The 21,441-nt window shown below is 66.9% G+C and carries 21 protein-coding genes and 1 tRNA gene; 8 read left to right on the top strand and 14 right to left on the bottom strand.

Annotated elements, in window-relative coordinates:
* Positions 1–10 precede the first annotated feature (10 nt).
* Positions 11–1,282: a YibE/F family protein gene (locus BN973_RS04785; protein ID WP_036472045.1), complete on the top strand. Its 1,272-nt coding sequence runs from the start codon at positions 11–13 to the stop codon at positions 1,280–1,282.
* On the opposite strand, the gene rfbA is transcribed toward BN973_RS04785, so the two are convergent.
* From rfbA to BN973_RS04755, 6 genes are all read right to left on the bottom strand, one after another.
* Positions 1,233–2,099, bottom strand: a complete 867-nt coding sequence (rfbA, locus tag BN973_RS04780; protein WP_036466293.1) for a glucose-1-phosphate thymidylyltransferase RfbA — start codon at positions 2,097–2,099, stop codon at positions 1,233–1,235. The two genes, BN973_RS04785 and rfbA, sit on opposite strands and share 50 nt — an antisense overlap.
* Positions 2,100–2,116: 17 nt before the next feature.
* The gene (locus BN973_RS04775) at positions 2,117–2,467 is read right to left on the bottom strand and encodes a nuclear transport factor 2 family protein (RefSeq protein ID WP_036466291.1); all 351 of its coding nucleotides are present in this window, start codon (positions 2,465–2,467) and stop codon (positions 2,117–2,119) included.
* Positions 2,468–2,519: 52 nt separating this feature from the next.
* Positions 2,520–3,275: a maleylpyruvate isomerase family mycothiol-dependent enzyme gene (locus BN973_RS04770; RefSeq protein ID WP_036466290.1), complete on the bottom strand. Its 756-nt coding sequence runs from the start codon at positions 3,273–3,275 to the stop codon at positions 2,520–2,522.
* Between the two features lie 29 nt (positions 3,276–3,304).
* Entirely contained in the window at positions 3,305–4,630 is a 1,326-nt protein-coding gene (locus BN973_RS04765; protein ID WP_036466289.1) for a UDP-glucose dehydrogenase family protein, read from the bottom strand.
* A gap of 89 nt (positions 4,631–4,719) precedes the next feature.
* The gene (locus BN973_RS04760) at positions 4,720–6,213 is read right to left on the bottom strand and encodes a DUF7159 family protein (protein WP_455429682.1); all 1,494 of its coding nucleotides are present in this window, start codon (positions 6,211–6,213) and stop codon (positions 4,720–4,722) included.
* Positions 6,214–6,364: 151 nt separating this feature from the next.
* On the bottom strand, positions 6,365–7,858 hold the full coding sequence (locus BN973_RS04755) for a DUF7159 family protein (protein WP_036466288.1): 1,494 nt from the start codon (positions 7,856–7,858) through the stop codon (positions 6,365–6,367).
* A gap of 274 nt (positions 7,859–8,132) precedes the next feature.
* Between BN973_RS04755 and BN973_RS32080 the strand changes: the two genes are divergently transcribed.
* Positions 8,133–8,444 carry a hypothetical protein gene (locus BN973_RS32080; RefSeq protein WP_198049003.1) on the top strand — a complete coding sequence of 104 codons (312 nt, stop codon included), beginning with the start codon at positions 8,133–8,135 and terminating at the stop codon, positions 8,442–8,444.
* Here BN973_RS32080 and BN973_RS32075 read toward each other — a convergent pair.
* From BN973_RS32075 to BN973_RS04740, 4 genes are all read right to left on the bottom strand, one after another.
* Entirely contained in the window at positions 8,441–8,665 is a 225-nt protein-coding gene (locus BN973_RS32075) for a hypothetical protein (RefSeq protein ID WP_156959162.1), read from the bottom strand. The genes BN973_RS32080 and BN973_RS32075 overlap by 4 nt on opposite strands.
* Positions 8,620–10,191: a DUF7159 family protein gene (locus BN973_RS31975; RefSeq protein ID WP_156959161.1), complete on the bottom strand. Its 1,572-nt coding sequence runs from the start codon at positions 10,189–10,191 to the stop codon at positions 8,620–8,622. Before BN973_RS31975 ends, BN973_RS32075 begins: the two co-directional genes overlap by 46 nt.
* Positions 10,192–10,345: 154 nt before the next feature.
* Positions 10,346–10,918: a dCTP deaminase gene (gene dcd, locus BN973_RS04745; RefSeq protein WP_036466286.1), complete on the bottom strand. Its 573-nt coding sequence runs from the start codon at positions 10,916–10,918 to the stop codon at positions 10,346–10,348.
* A gap of 32 nt (positions 10,919–10,950) precedes the next feature.
* Positions 10,951–11,598 carry a hypothetical protein gene (locus tag BN973_RS04740; protein WP_084163298.1) on the bottom strand — a complete coding sequence of 216 codons (648 nt, stop codon included), beginning with the start codon at positions 11,596–11,598 and terminating at the stop codon, positions 10,951–10,953.
* 137 nt (positions 11,599–11,735) lie between these two features.
* On the opposite strand from BN973_RS04740, the gene BN973_RS04735 reads away from it, so the two are divergent.
* Positions 11,736–11,809, top strand: a tRNA-Gly gene (locus BN973_RS04735).
* A 20-nt stretch (positions 11,810–11,829) separates the two neighbouring features.
* Here BN973_RS04735 and BN973_RS04730 read toward each other — a convergent pair.
* Positions 11,830–12,204, bottom strand: a complete 375-nt coding sequence (locus BN973_RS04730; RefSeq protein WP_036466284.1) for a hypothetical protein — start codon at positions 12,202–12,204, stop codon at positions 11,830–11,832.
* A gap of 209 nt (positions 12,205–12,413) precedes the next feature.
* Positions 12,414–13,199, bottom strand: a complete 786-nt coding sequence (locus BN973_RS04725) for a Stf0 family sulfotransferase (protein ID WP_036466283.1) — start codon at positions 13,197–13,199, stop codon at positions 12,414–12,416.
* Positions 13,200–13,392: 193 nt separating this feature from the next.
* On the opposite strand from BN973_RS04725, the gene BN973_RS04720 reads away from it, so the two are divergent.
* The 4 genes from BN973_RS04720 to BN973_RS04700 all read left to right on the top strand — a co-directional run bounded on the left by BN973_RS04720 (position 13,393) and on the right by BN973_RS04700 (position 18,613).
* Positions 13,393–14,151 (top strand): class I SAM-dependent methyltransferase, encoded by a 759-nt coding sequence (locus tag BN973_RS04720; protein ID WP_036466281.1) that lies wholly within the window; start codon positions 13,393–13,395, stop codon positions 14,149–14,151.
* Between the two features lie 215 nt (positions 14,152–14,366).
* On the top strand, positions 14,367–16,478 hold the full coding sequence (locus tag BN973_RS04715; protein ID WP_198048893.1) for a DUF7159 family protein: 2,112 nt from the start codon (positions 14,367–14,369) through the stop codon (positions 16,476–16,478).
* A gap of 93 nt (positions 16,479–16,571) precedes the next feature.
* Complete coding sequence (locus tag BN973_RS04705) at positions 16,572–17,375, top strand: mycofactocin-coupled SDR family oxidoreductase (RefSeq protein ID WP_036466279.1); 804 nt, start codon at positions 16,572–16,574, stop codon at positions 17,373–17,375.
* Positions 17,376–17,512: 137 nt separating this feature from the next.
* Complete coding sequence (locus tag BN973_RS04700) at positions 17,513–18,613, top strand: ferritin-like domain-containing protein (RefSeq protein WP_036472040.1); 1,101 nt, start codon at positions 17,513–17,515, stop codon at positions 18,611–18,613.
* Between the two features lie 188 nt (positions 18,614–18,801).
* Here BN973_RS04700 and BN973_RS04695 read toward each other — a convergent pair whose 3' ends face one another.
* A complete protein-coding gene (locus BN973_RS04695; protein ID WP_036472039.1) occupies positions 18,802–19,443 on the bottom strand; it encodes a S1 family peptidase in 642 nt (213 codons plus the stop codon).
* Positions 19,444–19,636: 193 nt separating this feature from the next.
* On the opposite strand from BN973_RS04695, the gene BN973_RS04690 reads away from it, so the two are divergent.
* Positions 19,637–20,491, top strand: a complete 855-nt coding sequence (locus tag BN973_RS04690; protein WP_036466278.1) for a L,D-transpeptidase — start codon at positions 19,637–19,639, stop codon at positions 20,489–20,491.
* Between the two features lie 220 nt (positions 20,492–20,711).
* Here the strand turns inward: BN973_RS04690 and BN973_RS04685 are convergent, their stop codons facing one another.
* Positions 20,712–21,254, bottom strand: coding sequence for a hypothetical protein (locus BN973_RS04685; RefSeq protein ID WP_036466277.1), 543 nt, complete (start codon positions 21,252–21,254; stop codon positions 20,712–20,714).
* Positions 21,255–21,441 lie beyond the last annotated feature (187 nt).

The raw sequence follows: 21,441 nt of genomic DNA, 5'->3' as shown, positions 1-21,441 counted from the left end.
GGTGGAGCGGGTGACCCACTCGCACTCGCACACCCTGTCGTCAGGACCGTCCCCGCTGGGGCCGCTGCCCGCCAAGATCGTGGTGGGGCTGCTGGTTGCGATCGGGATCGCCGCGATCGCCGGTGCGGCGATGCTGTGGCCGAGCCGCCAGCACGTCGACATCCCGATGCCGTATCAGAGCGCGACCGGCGGGGCGGTGAGCACCGAGCGCGCGCACGTGCTGTCCAGCGGGTTGGGCGACTGCGGCAGCCCGTCGGCCAGTCAGGTGCTCACCACGACTCCGCAGCCGGGAACGCCGGGCGCCGGGCGATGCGTCCAGACAGTGGTCGCGATCGATTCGGGTCCGAACGCCGGCGCCAAAACACTGTTGGAGTTCTCCCCGGGCCCCGGCCAGCCGCAGTTCAACCCCGATGACCGCATCCGGGTCGTGCGGCAGGTCGACGCCCAAGGAGCCACCACGTACGCGTTCTACGACTTCGAGCGCGGCTGGGCGCTGGTCGGGCTGGCGTTGGCGTTCGCGGTGGTGATTGTCGCGGTAGCCCGCTGGCGTGGGTTGCTGGCGCTGGTCGGCATCGTGGTCGCGTTCGCCGTACTGGTGGTCTTCTTGTTGCCGGCGCTGCGAGACGGCGCACCCGCGGTTCCGGTGGCTCTGGTGGCTTCGGCTGCGATCCTCTACGTCGTCATCTACCTTGCGCACGGAGTCAACTTGCGCACCAGCGCCGCCCTGCTGGGCACCCTGTCGGCGTTGCTGCTGGCCGCCGGATTATCTTGGGGCGCAATCGAACTGGCACATCTGACCGGGCTGTCGGATGAACAGAACTCTGCGGTCAGCGCGTATCTGGGCAGCGTGTCGATCAGCGGCCTGCTGCTGGCCGGGTTCATCATCGGATCGCTGGGTGTCCTCAACGACGTGACGGTGACCCAAGCCTCGACCGTCTTCGAGCTCGCTCACGTCGGCGGCGACACGTCCCGGCGGGCGATCTTCCTGAGCGCGATTCGGGTGGGGCGCGATCACATTGCCAGCACCGTCTACACGCTGGTGCTGGCCTACGCCGGCAGCTCGCTGCCGCTGCTGCTGCTCTTCAGCGTCGCCAACCGATCGCTGAGCGACGTGCTGATCAGCGAGAGCGTGGCGATCGAACTCGTGCGCTCCGCGGTCGGCGGCATAGCGCTGGCGCTGTCGGTGCCGTTGACCACGGCGATCGCCGCGGTGCTGGCCAAACCGACCGAGCTCAGCCCCGTTCCATCAGCTCCAGCAGGTAGCCGCCATACCCGGACTTGATCATCGTGCGGGCGCGGGTCGCCATCTCCTCGTCGGTGATCCAGCCCTGCCGCCAAGCGATTTCCTCGGGCACGCCGACCTTGAGACCTTGCCGGCGCTCCAGGGTGCGGACGTAGTCGCTGGCGTCCAGCAGTGAGTCGAAGGTGCCGGTGTCCAGCCACGCGGTGCCGCGGGCCAGTACCTCGACGGACAGCCGGCCGCGGTTGAGGTAGATCTGGTTGACCTCGGTGATCTCGTACTCGCCGCGATCGGATTTCTTTAAGCCCTTGGCGATTTCGATCACGTCGTTGTCGTAGAAGTACAGGCCCGGCACCGCGTACTTGGACTTCGGCGTTTCGGGTTTCTCCTGCAACGACAGCGCCATCCCGTCCTCGCCGAACTCGACGACACCGTAGGCCGACGGGTTCGCCACCCAATACGCGAAAATGGCTCCGCCGCTGACGGATTGGAAGCGGCTCAGGTTAGTACCCAATCCAGGGCCGTAGAAGATGTTGTCCCCCAACACCAAAGCGGCGGAGTCGTTACCGATGTGCTTGGCGCCCAGCACGAATGCTTGTGCCAGACCATCGGGTCTCTCCTGCTTGACATAGCTGAGGTTGATACCGAATTGGGAGCCGTCGCCGAGCAGTCGCTGAAAGCCGGCAGCGTCGTGCGGGGTGGTGATCACCAAAATGTCGCGGATTCCGGCCATCATCAACGTGGACAACGGGTAGTAGATCATCGGCTTGTCGTATACGGGCAGCAACTGCTTGCTGATGCCCATCGTGATCGGGTGCAGGCGCGTGCCCGATCCGCCGGCCAAGATGATTCCGCGCATGTATGGGCTCCTATGCCTTAAGTAACGAGGTCGGCCTGAGTGAGCTCGGTCGAGGCCAGCGCCGACGCCAAGTCCTGGTGACGGAACACCGAAGTGACGTGGTCGTGGACGACGCGGAACGCCAAGGCGCCGGGAGCGCCGCCCGTTTGTTCGGCGACAACGACGCCGTCGTGCACGTACATCTCACCAAGTTCGGTGGTCGCCCGGTTGGAGGAGGCCCACCTGCGCAACGCCTCATGGCCCTGCGCTGCTCCGTGCGAGTCACCCAATTCGATGTCGTCGCTGGACAAGGCCGCCAAGGTCTCGATGTCCGCGCTGGCGAGAGCGTCGTACCACGCGAGCACGGTGGCAATCTCCGATGTGGTCATGGACTAAAAATTACCGTGTACCACTTCCCGGCATGTCGTTTCCCCGACGTTGCTAGAGAGGCGTGCGCTCGAGCCAGTTTTGCCAGACGGTGTCGTCGCCGAACATCTCGATACCGGTGTCGGCGAGCCGAGTTCGGCGCGCCATCGCCAGCAACAACTCGCAGGCACCGCCGCGTAACGCCGCACTGCCCTTGCCGTGCTCGTGCGACCAGGCGACACCCGCGTCCGAGACGCTGATCGTCCATTCACCGGCTTCGCCGAGCCCGGGGTCGGTCGCGTGCAGGTGCAGGGTCTGGCCTTCCTCGAGCGGCAGCGGGGCGCCGTTGCCGCCGGCCTGAATCGCGATCCGCTCGAGGAACTCGGTGATCCCGTCCGCGGCGACGGCGGGCTCGAGGGTGAATTCGCGCCCGAGCGCGAGGGCCGCGTCGGCGCGATGCACCGCCGTTTCGTGCAGCCGGCGCCGGATCCACCAGTTCGCCGGGCGCTCACCCAGAAAGGTCCACACCGGCGTCTGGACACCCGACAGCTCAACGGCGTCGAGCAGGCGTTGTGCTCCGCCGTGCAGCCAGGAGATCGCGCCGGCCGGATCTGGGGGCGGCTTGCCGCCTTCGACGCTGCGGACGTCGAGCGGCCCGTCGAGTCGGTCCCGCACGATTTGCGCCGCCCAGCGATCACCGCGGCCGACATGGCGGAACAGCTGCTTGAGGCGCCAGTCCGGGCAGGTCGGCACCGGGAGCGATTCGTCGACATCGCGGAAAAGCTCCGAAAATGCGCGGTTTTCGTCGAGAAAGGCTGCCGCGTAATCCACGCAATCAGGCTACTCGCCAGGGGTGCGTGCTAGGGACGTCGCGCTCCGAGCCGGAACACCCGCCAGCCCGCCTGTGACCAGCGCTCGACGTCCAGGCAGTTGCGGCCGTCAACGACGACGCGGGCCCGCACCCGGTCGGCGAGATCGGCCGGGTCGAGGTTGGTGAACTCCTGCCACTCGGTCAGCACCAAGACTGCGTCCGCGCCCGCACATGCCTCGGTCACCGAAACCGCGTAGTTCAGTGTCGGGAACAGGCGGCGGGCGTTCTCCAGGGCTTTGGGGTCGTAGACGTTGACCGCGGCGCCGTTGAGCTGCAGTTGGCCGGCGACGTTGAGCGCCGGCGAATCCCGGACATCGTCGGACTCGGGCTTGAACGCCGCTCCGAGCACGGCGATATTGGCGCCCAGCAGCGAACCGCCGCACGCAGTGGTGGCCAGCTCGACCATCTTGGTGCGCCGGCGCATGTTGATGCTGTCCACCTCGCGCAAAAACGTCAGCGCCTGATTGGCGCCCAGCTCGCCGGCGCGGGCCATGAAAGCCCGAATGTCCTTGGGCAGACAACCACCGCCAAAACCCAAGCCCGCGTTGAGGAATTTGCGCCCGATGCGGGAGTCGTAACCGAGCGCATCGGCAAGCAGCGTGACGTCGGCACCCGCCGCCTCGCACACCTCGGAGACGGCATTGATGAACGAAATCTTGGTCGCGAGAAAGGCATTGGCCGATACCTTCACCAATTCCGCTGTCTGCAAATCGGTTACGAGGAACGGCACACCGGCTTCGAGGATTGGCGCGTACAGCTCGCGGATGACTATCTCTGAGCGCACCGAATCCTGCTGAATACCAAGCACAATGCGGTCCGGTTCCAAGGTGTCATGCACCGCGTGTCCCTCACGCAGGAATTCCGGGTTCCAGGCGATCTCGACGTCGACTCCTGCCGGTGCCAGCGCGGCGGCGCGTTCGCTGAGCTCGGCCGCAGTGCCAACTGGCACAGTCGATTTGCCGACCAGCACGGCCGGCCTGGTCAGCCGGGGTACGAGATTGTCGATGACGGCGTTGACGTGGCTCAGATCGGCGCCGTATTCGCCCTTCTTTTGCGGCGTGCCGACGCCCAGGAAGTGCACGTCGGCGAAGTCGGCCGCCATGTCGTAATCGGTGGTGAACCGCAATCTGCCGGCAGCCAGGTTGTCGGTCAACAACTCTGGCAGGCCCGGCTCGTAGAAGGGGATGTCACCGGCGGCCAGCTTGGCGATTTTGCCTGGGTCGATATCGACCCCGACGACCTCGTGTCCCAGGACGGCCATCCCGACTGCGTGCGTGGCACCCAGGTATCCGGTGCCAAAGACGGTGCATCGCATACAACCGTGTGTAGGTGGCCGCGATGAGCTAACTGCATCGCTCCGTTAAGCGGGAGGCAAACGGGAGGTGACAGCTGGCTCCCGAAGACCTAATGGCGTCCAAACCCGCCGTGGCCGCCGCCGAAACCACCGTGGCCGCCGCCGAAACCACCGTGACCGCCACCACCACCGGGGAACCCGGGGAGGCCGCCCCCACCGCCGTGGCCGCCACCGGGGAATCCGCCGCCGTGGCCCGGGTTGTTGGGGAATCCACCGCCGTGGCCGGGGTTGTTCGGGAATCCACCGCCGCCGGGACCTATCGGCCCGCCCGGCACGCCGATGACCGGAGGGATCGGTAGCGGGATCGGAATGGGAATCGGCGCCACGGGCGCGGGCGCGTCGGGTATTGGCGCGGGTGCATCCGGCACTTGGACCGGGACCGGCGCGGGAGCCTCGGGAATCGGGGCCGGAGCGGGTGCCTGAGGAACCGGCGCCGGAGCGGGAATCGGGGCGGCCTCAGGCGCCGGAGCCGGTGCGGGAGCTGCGGGTGCCGGAGCCGGAGCCGCCGGCGCCGGTGTGGCTGGGGCGACGATGTTGTGACTCGGAACGGGCTTCACAGCGGCCGTGGGCCGGATAGCGACGGCCAGCGAAACGACCAGCGCCGCCACGCCGACGATGAAGATCGCCGCCACCGCACTGCCTACCAGCCCAAAGGACCTGCGCTCCGGATAGTCGGTGAGCGCGGTGGCGGCGGTGTGCTCGCCGGTGTAGGCGTCGGCATAGTCCTCGGGAACGGCGCTGTAGGCGAGCGCACCGTCGCCGGAATCCGGGTTGTCGAGATATCCGGGGGCAACCGCGAATGGGTCGATGGCACCGGTGCCGGGGTCCTGCGCGTAGGCCTGCGCGGCGGTAGAAGAGGCGAACAACGGCGCGTGCGCCGACGCCAGGGCGGCACCGCGAGCCAGCGCGGTGTCGGGCTCCTCGGGCATGGCCAACGGCAGCGTCGTCGCGGCCTCCAAGGCCGGCTTGATCAGCGGAACATCGACGCCGGAGCCCACGACGAACACGGCACCCGGGCGGGTATCCAGCGACTCGGCCTCGGAGACCATCGTGGCCAGCTGTGCCACGGCGGCGTCGTCGTCCTCCGGCAGCGGCTGGCGGTGCACATCGGCGATCGACCCGTCGGCGGTGTCGACGAGCGCCAGGGTCGCGGTGTCGGGTTCGATGAACAGCAGCGCCGTCTGCGCGTAGTTGGTTTCGTTGCCGACCGCTTGCGCCAGCGCTGCCGCGGCCAGGAACGCCGAGACCAACATCACATTCTCGACCTTGTGCGCGGCCAGCGCATCGCGCAGCGCGGCTGCCTCGACGGGATCGGTCCAGGTGACCCCCGTCGACGTCAGCTGGTAGCCGCCCTGCGCGGCACCCTCCTGGGTTCCCAGGATTGCCGAGACCACCTGATCCGCAGCGCTAGTCGTTGCTGCATCGTCGTCGCACTCGACGTCGAAATTGTCTTCGTCGACGGTGGCGCCATCGCCATTTTCGCCCTCGACAAGAACCATCCGGACTGCCGTCGGCGCCATCGACACACCAAGTACGGTGTCCAATGCCCCTCCATTGTCATTTGCTAGACAGTGCCGTGGAGGACGTCGTCATCGCAGGCTCCGGCTACCTCGAGACGGCGTGAGTCCCCACCCTGTATTCCCCTAGCGACCCGACTTTACGCGCGTTCGGCTGCAGTCGCGTGGGGCGAGGCGGCTAGTGATGACCGAATCCGCCGAATCCGTGGCCGCCGAATCCATGGCCGCCGCCGAACGGGCCGTGACCACCGCCGAAGGGACCGTGGCCACCGAACGGACCGTGCCCACCGAACGGACCGTGCCCGCCGAACGGACCGTGCCCACCGAACGGACCGTGGCCACCGAAGGGACCGTGCCCGCCGAACGGACCGTGCCCGCCGAACGGGCCACGGGGACCGGGCCCTCCGCCGAAGGGTCCGCGCGGCACCGGAGGCCGCAGAATCGGCACCCGCGGAACGATCGGAGGAATGATGACCGGAACCGGCGGCGCGACGACGGGCACCCGCGGAGCCGCCGGGACCGGGGCCGGCACGTTCATCGGATGGGGCACCGCGACGGGCGCCGGCGCCGCGACCCTCGGCTTCGGAGCCGGAGCCCGTGGCGGGGCGGGCGCGGAATGCGTTGGGACGACGATGTTTTCGTTGGGATCAGGCCTCAAGGCGACCGTCGGGCGGATGCTGATTGCCAGCGCAATCTCAAGTGCCACCACCGCGGTGATGAAGATGACCGCCAGAGTGCTGCCCACCAACAGAATCGATTTGCGACGTTGCGCCGCCTCGTCGAGACCGGTGCCGGTCTGGTCGTCGTCGTCATCGGGCACGGCGCTGTAGGCGACATTGGCCCGACCTTCCCCGACGACGGCGGCGGGTGCGGGAGTGGCCCGATAGTCCGGCAGATAGCCGGGCAGCAGTCCCGGCGACTGTCCGGCGAGCGCCAACGGGTCGACCTCGCCGGTGCCGGGGTCGAGCGCATAGGCCAACGCCGCGGTAGACGAGGCGAACAATGGCGCATTCGCTGACGCCAGCGCCGCACCCCGGGCCAGCGCCGGCTCGTCAGGTACCGACAGATTGAGCGAAGTCGCGGCTTCCAGAACGGGTTTGATCAGAGGGATGTCGACGCCCGAACCGACGACGACCACACCCTGCGGCTGGGTTTGCAGCGTTTCAGCACCGGAGACCATCTCGACGAGTTCGTTCACCGCCTGGTCTTCGTCGTCGGCAAGAACTCGGCGGTGGACGTCGGTGATCGACCCGTCGGCGGTGTTGACCACGGCCAACGTGGCGGTATACGGCTCGACGAACAGCAGCGCGGTACGCGCGTAGTTAGTGGCGTCGCCGACCGCCTGGGTTAGGGCGGCCGCGGCCATGAAGGCCGAGACGAGCATGACGTTCTCGATCTTGTGGGCGATCAGCGCATCGCGCAGCAGGGCAGCCTCGATGTGATCGGTCCACGTCACTCCGCTCGAGAGAAGCTGGAAGCCGCCTTCGATGGCGCCTTCGCGAGTGCCCAAGATCGCCGAGATCACCTGAGCAGGCGCGCTGGAAGGCGCCGCATCACCGGCGACGTCGAAGTCGTCCTGGTCGACGGTGACGCCGTCGGCGCTTTCCCCTTCGACGAGCACCATGCGGACCTTCGTTGGCGCCATCGAGACGCCCAACACGATGCCCACCATCGCGTTTAACTCCCCCGAGTCAGTTCGCTCCCTTGCGGCCAAATCGCGTGTGCAGCACACTTTTTGGCCGCCCATCCGGGTCTTTTATCGCCGCAGCAGCGCGAATTCAAAGATCCGGGATTAGCTGGGCGTTACGAGTTCTGGTTGAAACGAGCGTGGCCAGCTCTTGACTCGCCCAGACGCTTCGACACTACTGCACTTTCGTTAGGAGCGGTAACGACCTGCCGACGGGCCGCGCACCCGGCTAATGGTGGGACCCACCACCGCCGCTACTGTGACCGCCGCCACTGCTGTGGCCGCCACCGCCACCGCCACCGAGACCGCCGCTGCTGTGGCCGCCGCCACCGAGGTTGCCGCCGCCACCCAAGCCGCCGCCGCTGTGTCCCCCACCAATCGGACCGCCGCCACCACCCAGGCCGCCGCCGATGGGACCGCCGCCGATCGGACCACCTCCGCTGTGGCCGCCACCACCGACCGGACCACCACCGATCGGGCCACCTCCGCTGTGGCCGCCACCACCGACCGGACCACCACCAATGGGACCACCACCATGACCGCCACCACCGACAGGACCGCCGCCACCTAAGCCGCCGCCGATAGGACCGCCACCGATCGGACCGCCACCGTGACCAGACCCACCACTGATGGGTCCACCGCCCGGAGTGCCGCCGTTAGCGCCACCGGAGCCAGAGCCAGGCGACGGAACATGCCCACCACCAGCACCACCCGAACCCGAACCAGGAACACCGCCATGGCCACCATTAACGCCACCCGAACCCGAACCAGGCGACGGAACATGCCCACCACCAGCACCACCTTGGACCCGAGCCAGGAAGACCGCCCGGACCGCCGCCGTTAGCGCCACCCGAACCAGAACCAGGCGACGGAACATGGCCGCCAGCAGGACCACCCGGACCATTCGGCTTGGTCGGGCCGGTCTCCGGAGGGGTTTGGTGCGGCGGTGACTGCGGCACCGAGTCCGGCGGCTCGGGGATATGCACGGGCGGCGGTTGCTGTACCACCACCGGCGGTGGCAACGGCCGCGGTGGCGCCTGGATCACCGGCGGACTCATCAGCCAATCCGGAGCAGGCACGCGGATCTGAGGCACCGCAACCGGAACCGGAACCACGACCGGAACCGGCACCGCCGGGGCAACAGGTGGAGGGGCCGCGGGCGGTGGTGGCGGAGCCGCGGGGATCGCGGCCGCCGGCGGCGGTGCCGCCAAGGCCGGATGCAACGGCTGGGGCGCCGCCGCGGGCGCGGGCAGGACGATCTTCGGCTTCGCGACGGACGCCTCAACCGGCGGCGGCGCGGGAGCCGGCTGGGTTGGCACGATGAGGTTTTGGTTCGGGCTGGGCTGCACGGCCACGTTGGTGGTGCGGATGCCGATCGCCAGCGCGATCTCGAGTGCGACCACGGCGCTGATGGCGATCACCGCCATCCCGCTGCCGACGAGAAGCACCGGCCTGCGGCGAGGTTGGTCTTCCTCCGAATCGAGGAGATCGGATCGATTGATGACGACCGTCGGGGCATCGGCGTCGTCGTCCGGCACCAGGCTGTAGGCAAGCTCGTCGCGGCCCAGCGTCGCATCTGAAACGTAGGACACGCCAAGGTATTCGGGTCCGGCATTCGGATGGACGGCACCGGTACCCGGGTCTTGCGCGTACGCCAGCGCCGCGGTCGACGACGCGAACAGCGGTGCGTTGGCCGATGCCAGCGCCGCGCCGCGGGCCAGCGCGGTCTCGGGCTCTTCGGGCGCGCTCACGGTAAGTGAGGTCGCGGAATCCAGTGCCGGTTTGATCGGTCCGATGTCGACGCCCGAGCCGACAACGAACACGCCGCCGGGAGGCAGGTCCAGCTCGTCGAGCCAGGACATCATCCCGGCCAGTTGAGCGGTGGCCTCGTCGTAGGTATCGGCGACGATTTGCTCTTTGTAGACATCGGTGATGGAGCCGTCGGAAGTCTCGACGACGGCCAGCGTCGCGGTGGCGGGCTCGACGAACAGTACTGCTGTGGTGTCGTAACCCATTGCGCCGCCGACGGATTGGCCCAATGCGGCGGCAGCCAGGAATGACGAGACCAGCATCACGTTCTCGAGCTTGTACGCGGTCAGCGCGTCGCGGAGCACGGCCGCGTGCAGCTGGTCGGTCCACGTCACGCCGATCGAGGACAGCTCCATCCCGGCATCGGTCGCGCCTTCACGGGTGCCCAGGATGGCGGAGATCACTCGGTCGGGAACGGCGGTGGGTTGCGTGTCATCGGCCGCGGCGAGGGGGAACTGATCCTCTTCGACCAAGGCGCCGTCGGCGTTCTCGCCTTCAACCAGAACCATCTGGACCGAAGTGGGTGCGATCGAAACACCGAGCACAATATCCAAAACCAACCCCTCCAAAGCTGGTGCCAGCCGGGCCGTGCCCGGGCGGAGGAGAAATCACATTGACTATCTAATAATCCCGCAGAAAACCCGTGCGGTCACGCTCTCGAAGCTATGTAGACCTTATGAAGTTCTCGTAGGACCGTGAGGGCGTCGGCCCACGCTGGCCTTGATACTTCGAGCCGACTTGTGAACTGCCATAAGGGTGTTCGGCCGGGCTGGTCAAACGAAGAATGCACAGCTGCCCGATCTTCATGCCGGGCCACAAGGTGATCGGCAGGTTCGCGACATTGGACAGCTCGAGAGTGATGTGACCGTTGAAGCCGGGATCGATGAAGCCCGCGGTCGAGTGCGTCAGCAGGCCCAGCCGGCCCAGCGATGACTTCCCTTCCAGACGCCCGGCAAGGTCGTCGGCCAACGCGACCTGCTCCAGGGTCGAGCCGAGCACGAACTCGCCCGGGTGCAGCACGAACGGCTCCCCTGCTGCGGGCTCCACCAGGCTCGTCAGTTCGTCCTGCTGCTTGGCCGGGTCGATGTGGGTGTAGCGGGTGTTGTTGAACACCCGGAACATGCTGTCGAGGCGAACGTCGACGCTGGACGGCTGCACCAAGCTGTCGTCGAACGGGTCGATGCCCAACCGGCCGGAGGTGATTTCAGCCCTGAGGTCGCGATCGGAGAGCAGCACGCGACGAGCCTATCTGTTGCCCAGTCCGGCGTTCAGTCGGCGAGATACATTTCGCCGCCCTTGGGGTAGCCGCCTCCGGTCGTCGTGACGTGAACGTGGTCGTAGTGGCCGAGCCTGCTCGTTTGTGCTCCGTTGGGCGTGTAGTAGACGCCACGCCAGATCGCGTCCTGGATGCCGAATCGATGCGCATTCTTCAGCACGTACGCGACGATCTCGTTGCCCAACGCGATCCCCTGCGCGCTCTGAGGATTCGGGATCATCACATCCAACGCCAGGCCCAGCGGATGCCAGGGCAGCGAATCCGGCCGGACACCGCCGATTTCGTGAATCTCGGGGAACGTCGCAGTGATCGCGCGAGAAGCCAGGATGGTGCGCACCTGCAGGCCCTGCTCCGGCGCGAGCCCGGCGGGAAGGAAGCGGGATCGGACGTGATACCTCGATGCGACCGGCTGGCGCTCGGGGGCACCCAGGAGGGCCGCGCTGTGCGGCAAATTCGCTTCCGCCGCGACGATTTCCATACGGCTCGGCGCGACATCACCAATAACGGACTTGGCAGCTGCCGGGGCGACAAATGGGCCGACGTCTCCGCCCACCGCGAAGAACACCGCAGCCGGGGCCAGCAGCGCTGCCAGGACTACCGGCGACTTCCGGCGCTTCTTGGCTAATCTGTGCCGACCCACGCAGGGCACATTACGGCATGATAACGAAAGAATAAATGTGAGCATTTTAAATTTGACGGGATAACCGCACTGCCGCGTCGGCATTCGACTGTCGCGGCTGGTCTGGCCCCTAGGTGCTAGCCTTCTTGGGCAACCGCGCCGATGTAGTTCAATGGCAGAACATCAGCTTCCCAAGCTGAATACGCGGGTTCGATTCCCGTCATCGGCTCCACGTTTACCGGCGACGTCGCTCTATCGCATCCGCCGGAGAAGATCGGTCAGCTGAAACATCGCCGACAACAGCATGCCCTCGACCTGCAGCTGCTGACCCGGCGGCAGATTGCGCGTCTCGGCCTCGATCAGCGGGGCCTCCTGTTGCAGGACCTTCAGCCGCCGATTCCGCTCGTCCGGGCTGAGGGCGTCCCAATTGTCGTGCAGATCGGCGATGTGGGCCTGAAAGTTCTGCACCGCCACCACCGGGTCGGGGTCGACAACGGGACCCGACGGCGGCTGCAGCGGATAGAAATGGGCCTGCACCGGCCCGGCCGTCATGTCCGCGTGGGCGGTGCTCGCGGTCAGCGATGCGCCGGCCACCAGACCGGCCAGTGCCGCGGCGACAATCTTCATGGGAACTCCATCGGGTGGTCCGAACTACCTCGTCGCGGTAAGTCGACCCCCAGCGTGTTGCTACCGATCCCAACATCGACGTCGCTCGAATACGCGCGGCTCAACGAAAGGCCAGCTAGATCCGACAGGAACTCCGCGGGACCGGCGTTGGCGTCCCCACGGTGTTTCTCAGCCCGACCCGGACGCGGGCTGATACGCACGGGACCGGATCATTTCGGCGTCGACTTGCGGCGGTGCTGACGATCAACTAGTCGCCGCCAGCTTTGGTTGATGTGGTCGGACTGGCGCTCAAGCGGAGGCTTGGGCAAGCCGGCGGCGTGGGCGGGATCAGCGCCAAGGAACTGCAAGACTCGCGCAATCTCGCCGGAATAGTTCGCGTCGAGCTCTTCATACCTGACCGCCATAAACTCAAGAGCCCGAGTGGTGAAGTAATTGGTCCACGCTGCCTGTTCGGCGTCGAGGCTCCTCTCGATCTCGACTATCTGCTCGTATGTCGGTGCCACGCCGGTGAGATCGGCCGAGACCTCGCCGGGTGTGGCTCGGGCCAGGTAGAGCCCCCACCGGTTCGCGCTCCTCGACGGGCGGTGAGAACGAAACCACTCACCGGTCGTTTCGGCACGAAACAGCGATATGGCCTGCGCGCGCCGATCAGCACGAACGATATTGACGAAAACTGTTGCCGGAAAAAGCATGTCGAGAACGAGCCCAGGATCGCCCTGCAAACCCATCGCGTGCGCGAGCGCGACGACATGCCGCCAATGAATTTTGACGCCCCGGACACCGTTCTCCGTCGCCGCGAATGTCATAACCTTCGCCAGATATTCGTCCCATGAGCAATCCACCGGCAGGTTCAAATCTTCTTTGTACGACCCGATGTAGTCCGGCGTGAAGTACTCCTCGGGCCGCCCGGCCACCCCAGTCGCGGCGAGGCCGGCCGCCAGAAGCGAGCTACCTGACCGAGGAGTGGAGGCGATGACATAGCTTGCATGCCTCATTGCTTTCGACCCTCCGGGATTGCTCCTACGCTCGCACACCGCTACCCAAGAGTTTCAGGGTCTCGTTGCCACCATGTCGAGCAGTTCGGACATGCCACTCGACGGAATCTGAGGTCGCGCCAAAGGATCGTCACAGGTATGCCTACCATCGGTTCCAGGACGTTCGATCGACACTTTGACGAAAAGGCAATGTATGTCTCGAACCTTCGAAGATCTGGTGGCCGAAGCCAATTCTGTATCCGTTGACGGCTGGGACTTCTCCTGGCTCGACGGCCGCGCGACCGAGGAAAGACCGTCCTGGGGCTACCAGCGGTTGCTGAGCAGTCGCTTGGCGACGGTGTCGGCAGCGCTGGACATTCACACCGGAGGCGGGGAGGTGCTAGCCGGCGCGGGACCATTTCCACCCACCATGGCGGCCCTCGAGACCTGGCCCCCGAACGCGGCCCTGGCAACCAAACGCTTACATCCGCTCGGCGTGGTGCTCGTGGCGACCCGGGATGAGCCGCCGTTGCCGTTCGCTGATGAAGCGTTCGACCTCGTGACCACTCGTCATCCCATCTCCGTGTGGTGGACCGAGATACGTCGGGTGCTTCGGCCGGGCGGTACCTACTTCGCGCAGCACATCGGACCCGCCACGATGCGCGAGCTGGTCGAATACTTCATCGGGCCGCAGCCGGAGAAATGGGCCGAGCTTCACCCGGACACCGTGGGGGCGCAGGCACAGGCTGCAGGCCTGCAGATCGTGGATCTGCGCATGGAGCGGCAACGGGCTGAATTCTTCGACATCGGCGCTGTTATCTACTTCCTGCGCAAGGTGGTTTGGACGGTGCCGGACTTCACCGTGGAGCGCTATCGGGACCGGCTGCGTGAACTTCACGAACGGATCGAGGCCGAGGGGTCGTTCGTCGCGCATCCCACGCGGCTGCTCGTCGAGGTCCGTAAGCCCTACTGATCAGCCCTCGTCGCGCGACACGTCCAGGGTCGTTGCTGATTCCGTACATTCCTGTGTGGCGAGCAAACAACGGTCCACCCAAACCAGCCGAAAACGCACAGCGCGCACCTAGCGTCCGTAGGACCCGGACACAGCTTCCCCAGCGACGATCGAGTCCGCGCGGCTCTTGCCGTCCAACCCATGGCCGGCTGCCGCGATGTCGGGAGGCGTGGGCAATGGACATCGTGCTCGGAGTTTCGATGGCGCCGACCTCGGTTCAAATGGTGATGTTGCAGGGCGAAAACGCCGACGGCCTAACGATCGACGAGAACGAGTTTCCGATCACCGCTGCCGACGACTCGCCCACCGTCAGCGCCTCCGACCGGGTGATCGCCGCGATCATGGGCAGCCGCGAAGATGCGGCCGGCGCCGGACTCGAACTGGACTCCATCGGGGTGGCGTGCACCGACCAGCTCGAAGCCGCGGTTCTCCGCGACGCGTTGGCCGCTCACAAGATCGAGAACGTCTTGCTCGTCTCGGCATTCGTCGCCGCGGCCGCGTTGACCCAATCTGTCGGCGGGGCAATGGGTTACGAGCGCACCGCAGTGTTGTTCGTCGAACCCGACACCGCGACGCTGGCCGTTGTCGAGACCTCGGACGGTTCGGTCGACGACGTCCACAACGAGCAGTTGGACATCGGGTCCGGGGTCACCGCGGAGCTGGTGGAGTTGGTCGCCGGTCTTGACGAGCTGCCGACACCGCCGGGCGGCCTGTTTGTGGTCGGGTCCGGTGTCGACATCGCACCGATCAGGCAGCGTTTAGCCGAGGCGACGTCGCTCATCGTCAACGTGCCGGAAGAACCAGAGACGGCGCTGGCCCGAGGCGCGGCCCTGGCGTCCGCGAATGCGCTCGCGTCGCCGACCGCCGCGTTTGCCTACGCACAAGACCCCGGCACCGGCGCGGTCGACATATCCGCCCTTCCCGAGTATTTGAGCGTCACCTACGCCGAGCTCGGCGAGGACGACCTTGCCTACAGCGCCGTGGACGACGATGAGGCCAGTGCCCCAACGGTCGCCATCGACGCTCCGGACGACAGCGAGCCCCGCTCTCGGCCCGGCCTGCTGGTCGGAAGCGCCGTGGCAGCAGCCGGCTTCAGCGCGGCGTTGGCCCTAGAGATCGCCCTGTCGCTGGGCATCCAAACGGCGGCCGGTTCGTTACCCGCCCCGATCCAGGGCATCATCGCGCCCGTGCAGCAGGCGCTGTTGCCTGCACCCGGAGCGGTTGCGATGAAAATGGTGGCGCCGACGCCGTTGGGCCCACCCCGAGTCCCGTCGCCGCCGGCGGCTCCTGCCCCCGCGCCCCCGCCGGTTGTGGCTCCCGTGGCCCCGCCCGTTGCGGTCCCCGCGGCTCCGCCCGTTGTGGCTCCAGCGGCCCCGGCGCCGGCCGCGCCGGACATCCCCGTTCCGGTGTTCCTCCCTCCGATCGCACCGGTTCCCCGACCGCCGATTCAGCTGCCCAACCCTCCGGCGAGTCCGCCCGTGGTCGAGGCCCCGCCGCCCATCTATGTCCCGCCGAAGTCGCCACCACCGCACCGACTTCCGCCGGGGCAAAGCCCTCCGCCTAACTCGGGCGGTGGCGGGCCGTCGGGCGGCCCGGGCCCTGTCCGCGGCAACCCCGGCGGCGGACCGACCAGTGGCGGCACACCAGCCAGCGGCCAAACCCCCAGCAGCGGCGGGCCGACCAGTGGCGGTACGCCAGCCGCCGGCCAAACCCCCAGCGCGGGCGGACCGACCAGTGGCGGCACACCAGCCAGCGGAGGCACGCCAGCCGGCGCGGGTGGACCAACCAGCGGTGGCACGCCAGCCAGCGGTCAAACCCCGACCGGCAACGGACCAACCAGCGGTGGTACACCAGCCGGCGGTGGGCCCACAAGCGGCGGCGACAACCCGGGCGGTACGCCGCCCGCCGCCGGCGGGCCACCCGCGGCTGGTGTGCCTTCGGGCGGCGGGACTACCAGCGGCGGGGAGGGCCCGAGCGCCGGCCCGACAACCGGTGGCGGTCAAACCCCGAGCGCGGGCGGGCCAACCGGAGGTGAAACCCCCAGTGGCGGCAGCCCTGCCGGCAGCAGCGGCGGCAGCGAGAGCGGTGGAAGCAGCCTCAGCAGCGGCGGGAGCTCTGGCAGCAGCAGCGAGAGCAGCGGCGGCAGCTCGACCAGCGGCAGCAGCTCCAGCGGCAGCGAAAGCAGCAGCGGCAGCAGCTCCAGCAGCGGCAGTAGCTCGAGTAGCAGCGAAAGCAGCGGCGGCAGCTCGAGCAGTTCGAGCAGTGGCGGCAGCACCAGCAGCCGGTAGCCAGGCCGAAAGATAGCCCACAGCAACCGATTTCATGACACACCGCAGACCTGCAAGCGTCTCCCCTGACGTCTGCCGGTAGCTTCTACCGCTATGGGTGCTTTGGATGGACGCGTAGCCTTGATCACCGGCGGGGCTCGAGGACAGGGACGCGCACACGCACTGGCGTTGGCGGCCGAGGGAGCCGACATCGTTCTCGCCGACGCCCCCGATGCGATGGCAGAACTGACCTACCCGTTGGGCACCGAGGACGACCTACAGGAGACGGCCAAGCTCGTGACAGAGCTGGGCCGACGTTGCCTACCGCTCACCGTGGACGTGCGCGATTCGGCCGCGGTCGGCGCCGCGATCACGCAAACGGTCACCGACATGGGCAGCCTCGACATCGTCGTCGCCAACGCCGGCATCGTCAGCACCGGGCTCTTGGAAGACGTCAGCGACGTGGTCTGGCAACAGCTGATCGACACCAACCTGACCGGCGCATTTCACACCCTGCGGGCCGCGATACCGGTGATGCGCCGCCAGCGATTCGGCAGGATCGTCGTGACCTCCTCGATGGGCGGTCGCATGGGCATCCCCGAGTTGGCCGCATACAACGCCACCAAGTGGGGTGTCATCGGCCTGGCGAAGTCCGCCGCGTTAGAGGTCGCCAAGGAGGGCATCACGATCAACGTCGTCTGCCCGACCACGACGCAGACACCGATGGTGCAGCCAGCCGGCGGCGACGACATCCCCGACGATCTGGTGCGCCGGATGATGAAAGCCAACCCCATCCCCCAGCCCTGGCTGCAGCCCGAGGACGTCAGTCGCGGAGTGCTGTATCTGGTCACCGACCCCGGCGTCATCACCGGAAGCGTCCTCGAGATCGGCCTCGGCGGCAGCGCCCGCATCCACTGACATTTGAGGTAGCCGACTACGCGTGTGCCGCGTGTCGACCGCTGACACTGTCGGCAGGGTTGACGGCGTCGCCCATTGCAGCGCACTGTGATAGCCATCACATGACCACTGGTCGCACCGGCGAGAGGCGGCAGCTCATGACCACGAGAGACAAATACACCGAGGTACCCACGCCGTATTCGTGGGACGTCCCCAGCGGCGGCGACGCCCGCTTCACGTGGGAGTACGACGAGGGCCGCGCTCGGCTCCTTTCCCTCTACCAAAAGGGCAAGGACAAGCAGTGGGATGCCCAATTGCGCATCGACTGGGACCAAGACGTCGACCCGATGAACCCGGTCGGGCTGCCCGACGAGTTCCATCCGCTGTTCAACAGCCCGATGTGGAACGACGCCGACGAATCGCGTCGCGCCGAGATGCGCCAGCACGCCCAGGCCTGGAATTTCTCGCAGTTCCTGCACGGCGAACAGGGCGCGATGGTGTGCGCGGCGAAGATCGTCGAGGTCGTCCCGGACCTGGACGCGAAGTTCTACGCGGCGACCCAGACCATGGACGAGGCCCGGCACGTCGAGACGTTCTCGCGGTTCCTGCAGGAGAAGGTCGGCCTGGTCTACCCGATCAACAAGCACCTGACCGCCCTACTGGACGACACCCTGCGCGACTCGCGCTGGGACATGCCCTACCTCGGCATGCAGGTCCTGATCGAGGGGCTGGCGCTCGCGGCCTTCGGGGTGCAGCGTGACTTGGCGGCGCCGGGCTCGCTGGCCAAGCAAGTGCTCGCCTACGTCATGCAGGACGAGGCCCGGCACGTCGCCTTCGGCCGGATCTCGCTGAAGGACTTCTACGCCGGTCTGACCGAAGCCGAGCGAGACGAGCGGGAAGAGTTCGTCGTGGACGCCTGCTACCTGATGCGCGACCGGTTCCGCGGTGAGGAAGTTTTCGAAACCCTCGGCCTCCCCGTCCAGGAGTGCGCGGAATGGGTCGACAACTCGCCGATCATGATCCAGTTCCGCTCGCACCTGTTCAGCCGCATCGTGCCGATCGTCAAGGACATCGGATTGTGGGGCAACAAGATTCAGAAGGCCTTCTCGGACATGGGTGTCCTCGACATGGGCGGCTTCGACATCGAGGCGCTGATGAAGGCCGATGAGGATCAGGCCGAGGCGCTGGACAAGGCCCACGCCGAGATGGCCGCCCGGGCCCTCGAAGTGGACGAGGTGATCGCGGCAGGCGCAAGCTAACCGGCTTGGCATCGGGTCACGTCAGTGAACTGAAACATCGCCGACAAGACCATGCCCCCCCCGGGTGCTCTGAATTACGTCGTCGCGGTGAGTCCACACCCCACGTGTTGCCACCGCATAGCCGGAGTTGTTGAGCACTAACACAATTGGGCGCGGCTGCGTTGCCCGAGGTCGTAGGAATCGCACACTCAGCCGACGAGGTGCACACCCCACCTGCCGAGCAGGGGCTGCACCAGTACGAAGTAAGTCGTGTTGGGATCACCCGCCAGCGAGGTGGACATCACCAGGCCGACCGCCGTCACGGTGCCGTCGCCGTTCTTCACATAGCCCGGACCGCCGCTGTCGCCGGGCTGGGCGAACACGTGCGCCTCGATGACCTCTCCGTCGAGGCTCTTGACGGAGCCACACGTCTCACCGGTCATCGCGCCGAACTTGCAGAACGGCATGCCCGCCTTGATCTGGGACGCGCTCAACACGCCCCGAACGCGCTGGCCGCCGACGTCACCCGGTGGCGTACCGATGTCGGGATCAAGACGGATGATCGCGGCGTCTTTGAGATCGCCCAACACCTCGCTGGCGGTGATGTGTCCGAGCGGGACGTTCTCGTCATACGTGAACGGCGCCCCATGGTCGCAATGCCCGCTGGTGAACAGGTAGTAGCCACCGTCGTTGCCCTGCGCCGCGAAACCCGTTGAGCACTTGGTGATTCCATCGCTGACCAAGATCCCCGGGGCGGGCGGCGGCGCGGCCTGCGCCGTGCCCCCCGACAGCACCCCGACCATTGCCACGGCACCGGCCAGACCGACCCCACGAACCCAACGTGCCGACACACCGGCCTCCTCCGTTGACAACACTGGTGCTCAGACATTCGCCCTGCGTATGACCCACGTTGACAGATCGGCGCGCTGAGGCCAAATCGTGACCGACACTTGATCAATTGCTAACGCGCCCTTACGCTTCCGCAGCTCAGCGCCGCTCTACCATTCCTATTGCAACGCTGTCAGTTAAAAGGGAATTGGGGTCATGCGCGCGGGTATTCGGTGTGCCATCGCTGTCATCGGTATCGGCGCGAGCGTGGTCGCGGGATCGGCCGTCGTCAGCCTGCCGGTGCCGGCCGACGTCAACCTGAAGGCCGCCACCCAGTCCTACCCCTTCCCGATCGCCTCGGTGCTGCCCAGAAGCGACCGGGCCGTCGGAGTGGCGCACCCCGTGATAGTGACATTCCGGGCGCCCGTGACCGACCGGCACGCCGCCGAGCAGGCGCTGAAGATCACGTCATCCCCGGCGATGACGGGCAAGTACGAATGGCTGGACAACAAAGTGGTGCAGTGGATTCCCGACCAATACTGGCCGGCGCACAGCACGATAGCGCTGACCGTGGAAGGCCAGCCCACCGAGATCAAGACGGGCCCCCGGATCATCGGCATTGCCAGCATCTCCGAGCACACTTTCACCGTGAGCATCGACGGAGTCGAGGCGGGACCCCCGTCGTCACTACCGTCGCCGCACCACCGCCCGCACTTCGGCCAAGAGGGCGTGCTGCCCGCCTCGTTGGGCAGACCCGAGTACCCGACCCCGATCGGCTCCTACACGGTTCTGTCCAAAGAACGCTCGGTTCAGATGGATTCGAGCAGCGTCGGCATTCCCGTCAGCGATCCCGATGGTTATCTCGTCGACGTCGACTACGCCGTACGCATCACCAACCATGGGCTTTTCGTGCACTCGGCTCCTTGGGCCGTCGATTCGCTGGGGCTCGAGAACGTGAGCCACGGCTGCATCAGCCTGAGCCCCGAGGACGCCGAGTGGTACTACAACACCGTCAACGTCGGCGACCCGGTAGTCGTGCGCGAGGCCACAAACGAGCTGCCCTCGTCGTGATACGGCCTGCTTCTCGCGCACGGTCTCGCGACACTTAAACGTCGGCGACGACACGCCGTAGAACGTCGCCGACGGTTTAAGTCTCGCGCCCACGGCCCCCACCTCGCGCCGACCTCGCGCCCACGGCGCGCCCACCTCGCGCCCATGGCGCGTCGAAAACGGGCCCCCGCAATGGAAATGGCCCGCCGGGCAATCCCAGCGGGCCATCCAATCGGAAGGATCAGCCTCCGTGCACCGGCGAGGGACCGGGCGAAACCGGCTGACCGGGCACCGGCCCACCGGTTGGCGCCGGACCGGTCGGCGCGTCCTTCACCCCGGACATGTCGATCAGTGGTGCAACCGGAATGCCATCCGCGATCCCGCCCAGCGCGACGAGCGGAGCCCCCAGCGGAAGCGGCGCAGCGATCGGAACCGGAGGAGCGCCCAGCGGCACGGGGGGGACCACCGGCACCGGCGGGATCGGCGGCCCGAGCGCAATCAGCGGGGCGCCGGCCGGAACCGGAACAATTCCCGGACCAGGCACCACCATTGGGACCCCCGCCATATCGGTCAGTGGAGCAGCGCACGGTGCTGCCGCGGCTCCGGCACCCCCGGCGACCGGTCCCGCTGCCGGCGCGCCGGCCTCGCCGGCCTGCCCGTACATGCAGGCACCGCCCCCCGTCATGTGTGGGACGGCTGCCGCGTCCGGGCTCAACGCTATAGCGGCACTGCACAATCCAGCGCTAGCAACAATACCGATGTTGAATCGATCGAAGATCGTCATCAACGTCCAACTCCTTCATTCGCGCAGCAGAACCACACAGCCGTAGCCAAGTCGCCCCTCGACGACCGTCCTCATTGTTGGTGGGCAACACTCGTCACGACGCGCGCCGCACCGCGCCGTTTCCAAATGGTGACGTCACGACGCCGTCACAAGTCGGTAGCGCGAATACGGCGCCGCGCCAACATAA

This window comes from Mycobacterium triplex, assembly GCF_000689255.1.
Lineage (GTDB): Bacteria > Actinomycetota > Actinomycetes > Mycobacteriales > Mycobacteriaceae > Mycobacterium > Mycobacterium triplex.
This window is presented reverse-complemented; position numbering and strand designations above follow the sequence as displayed.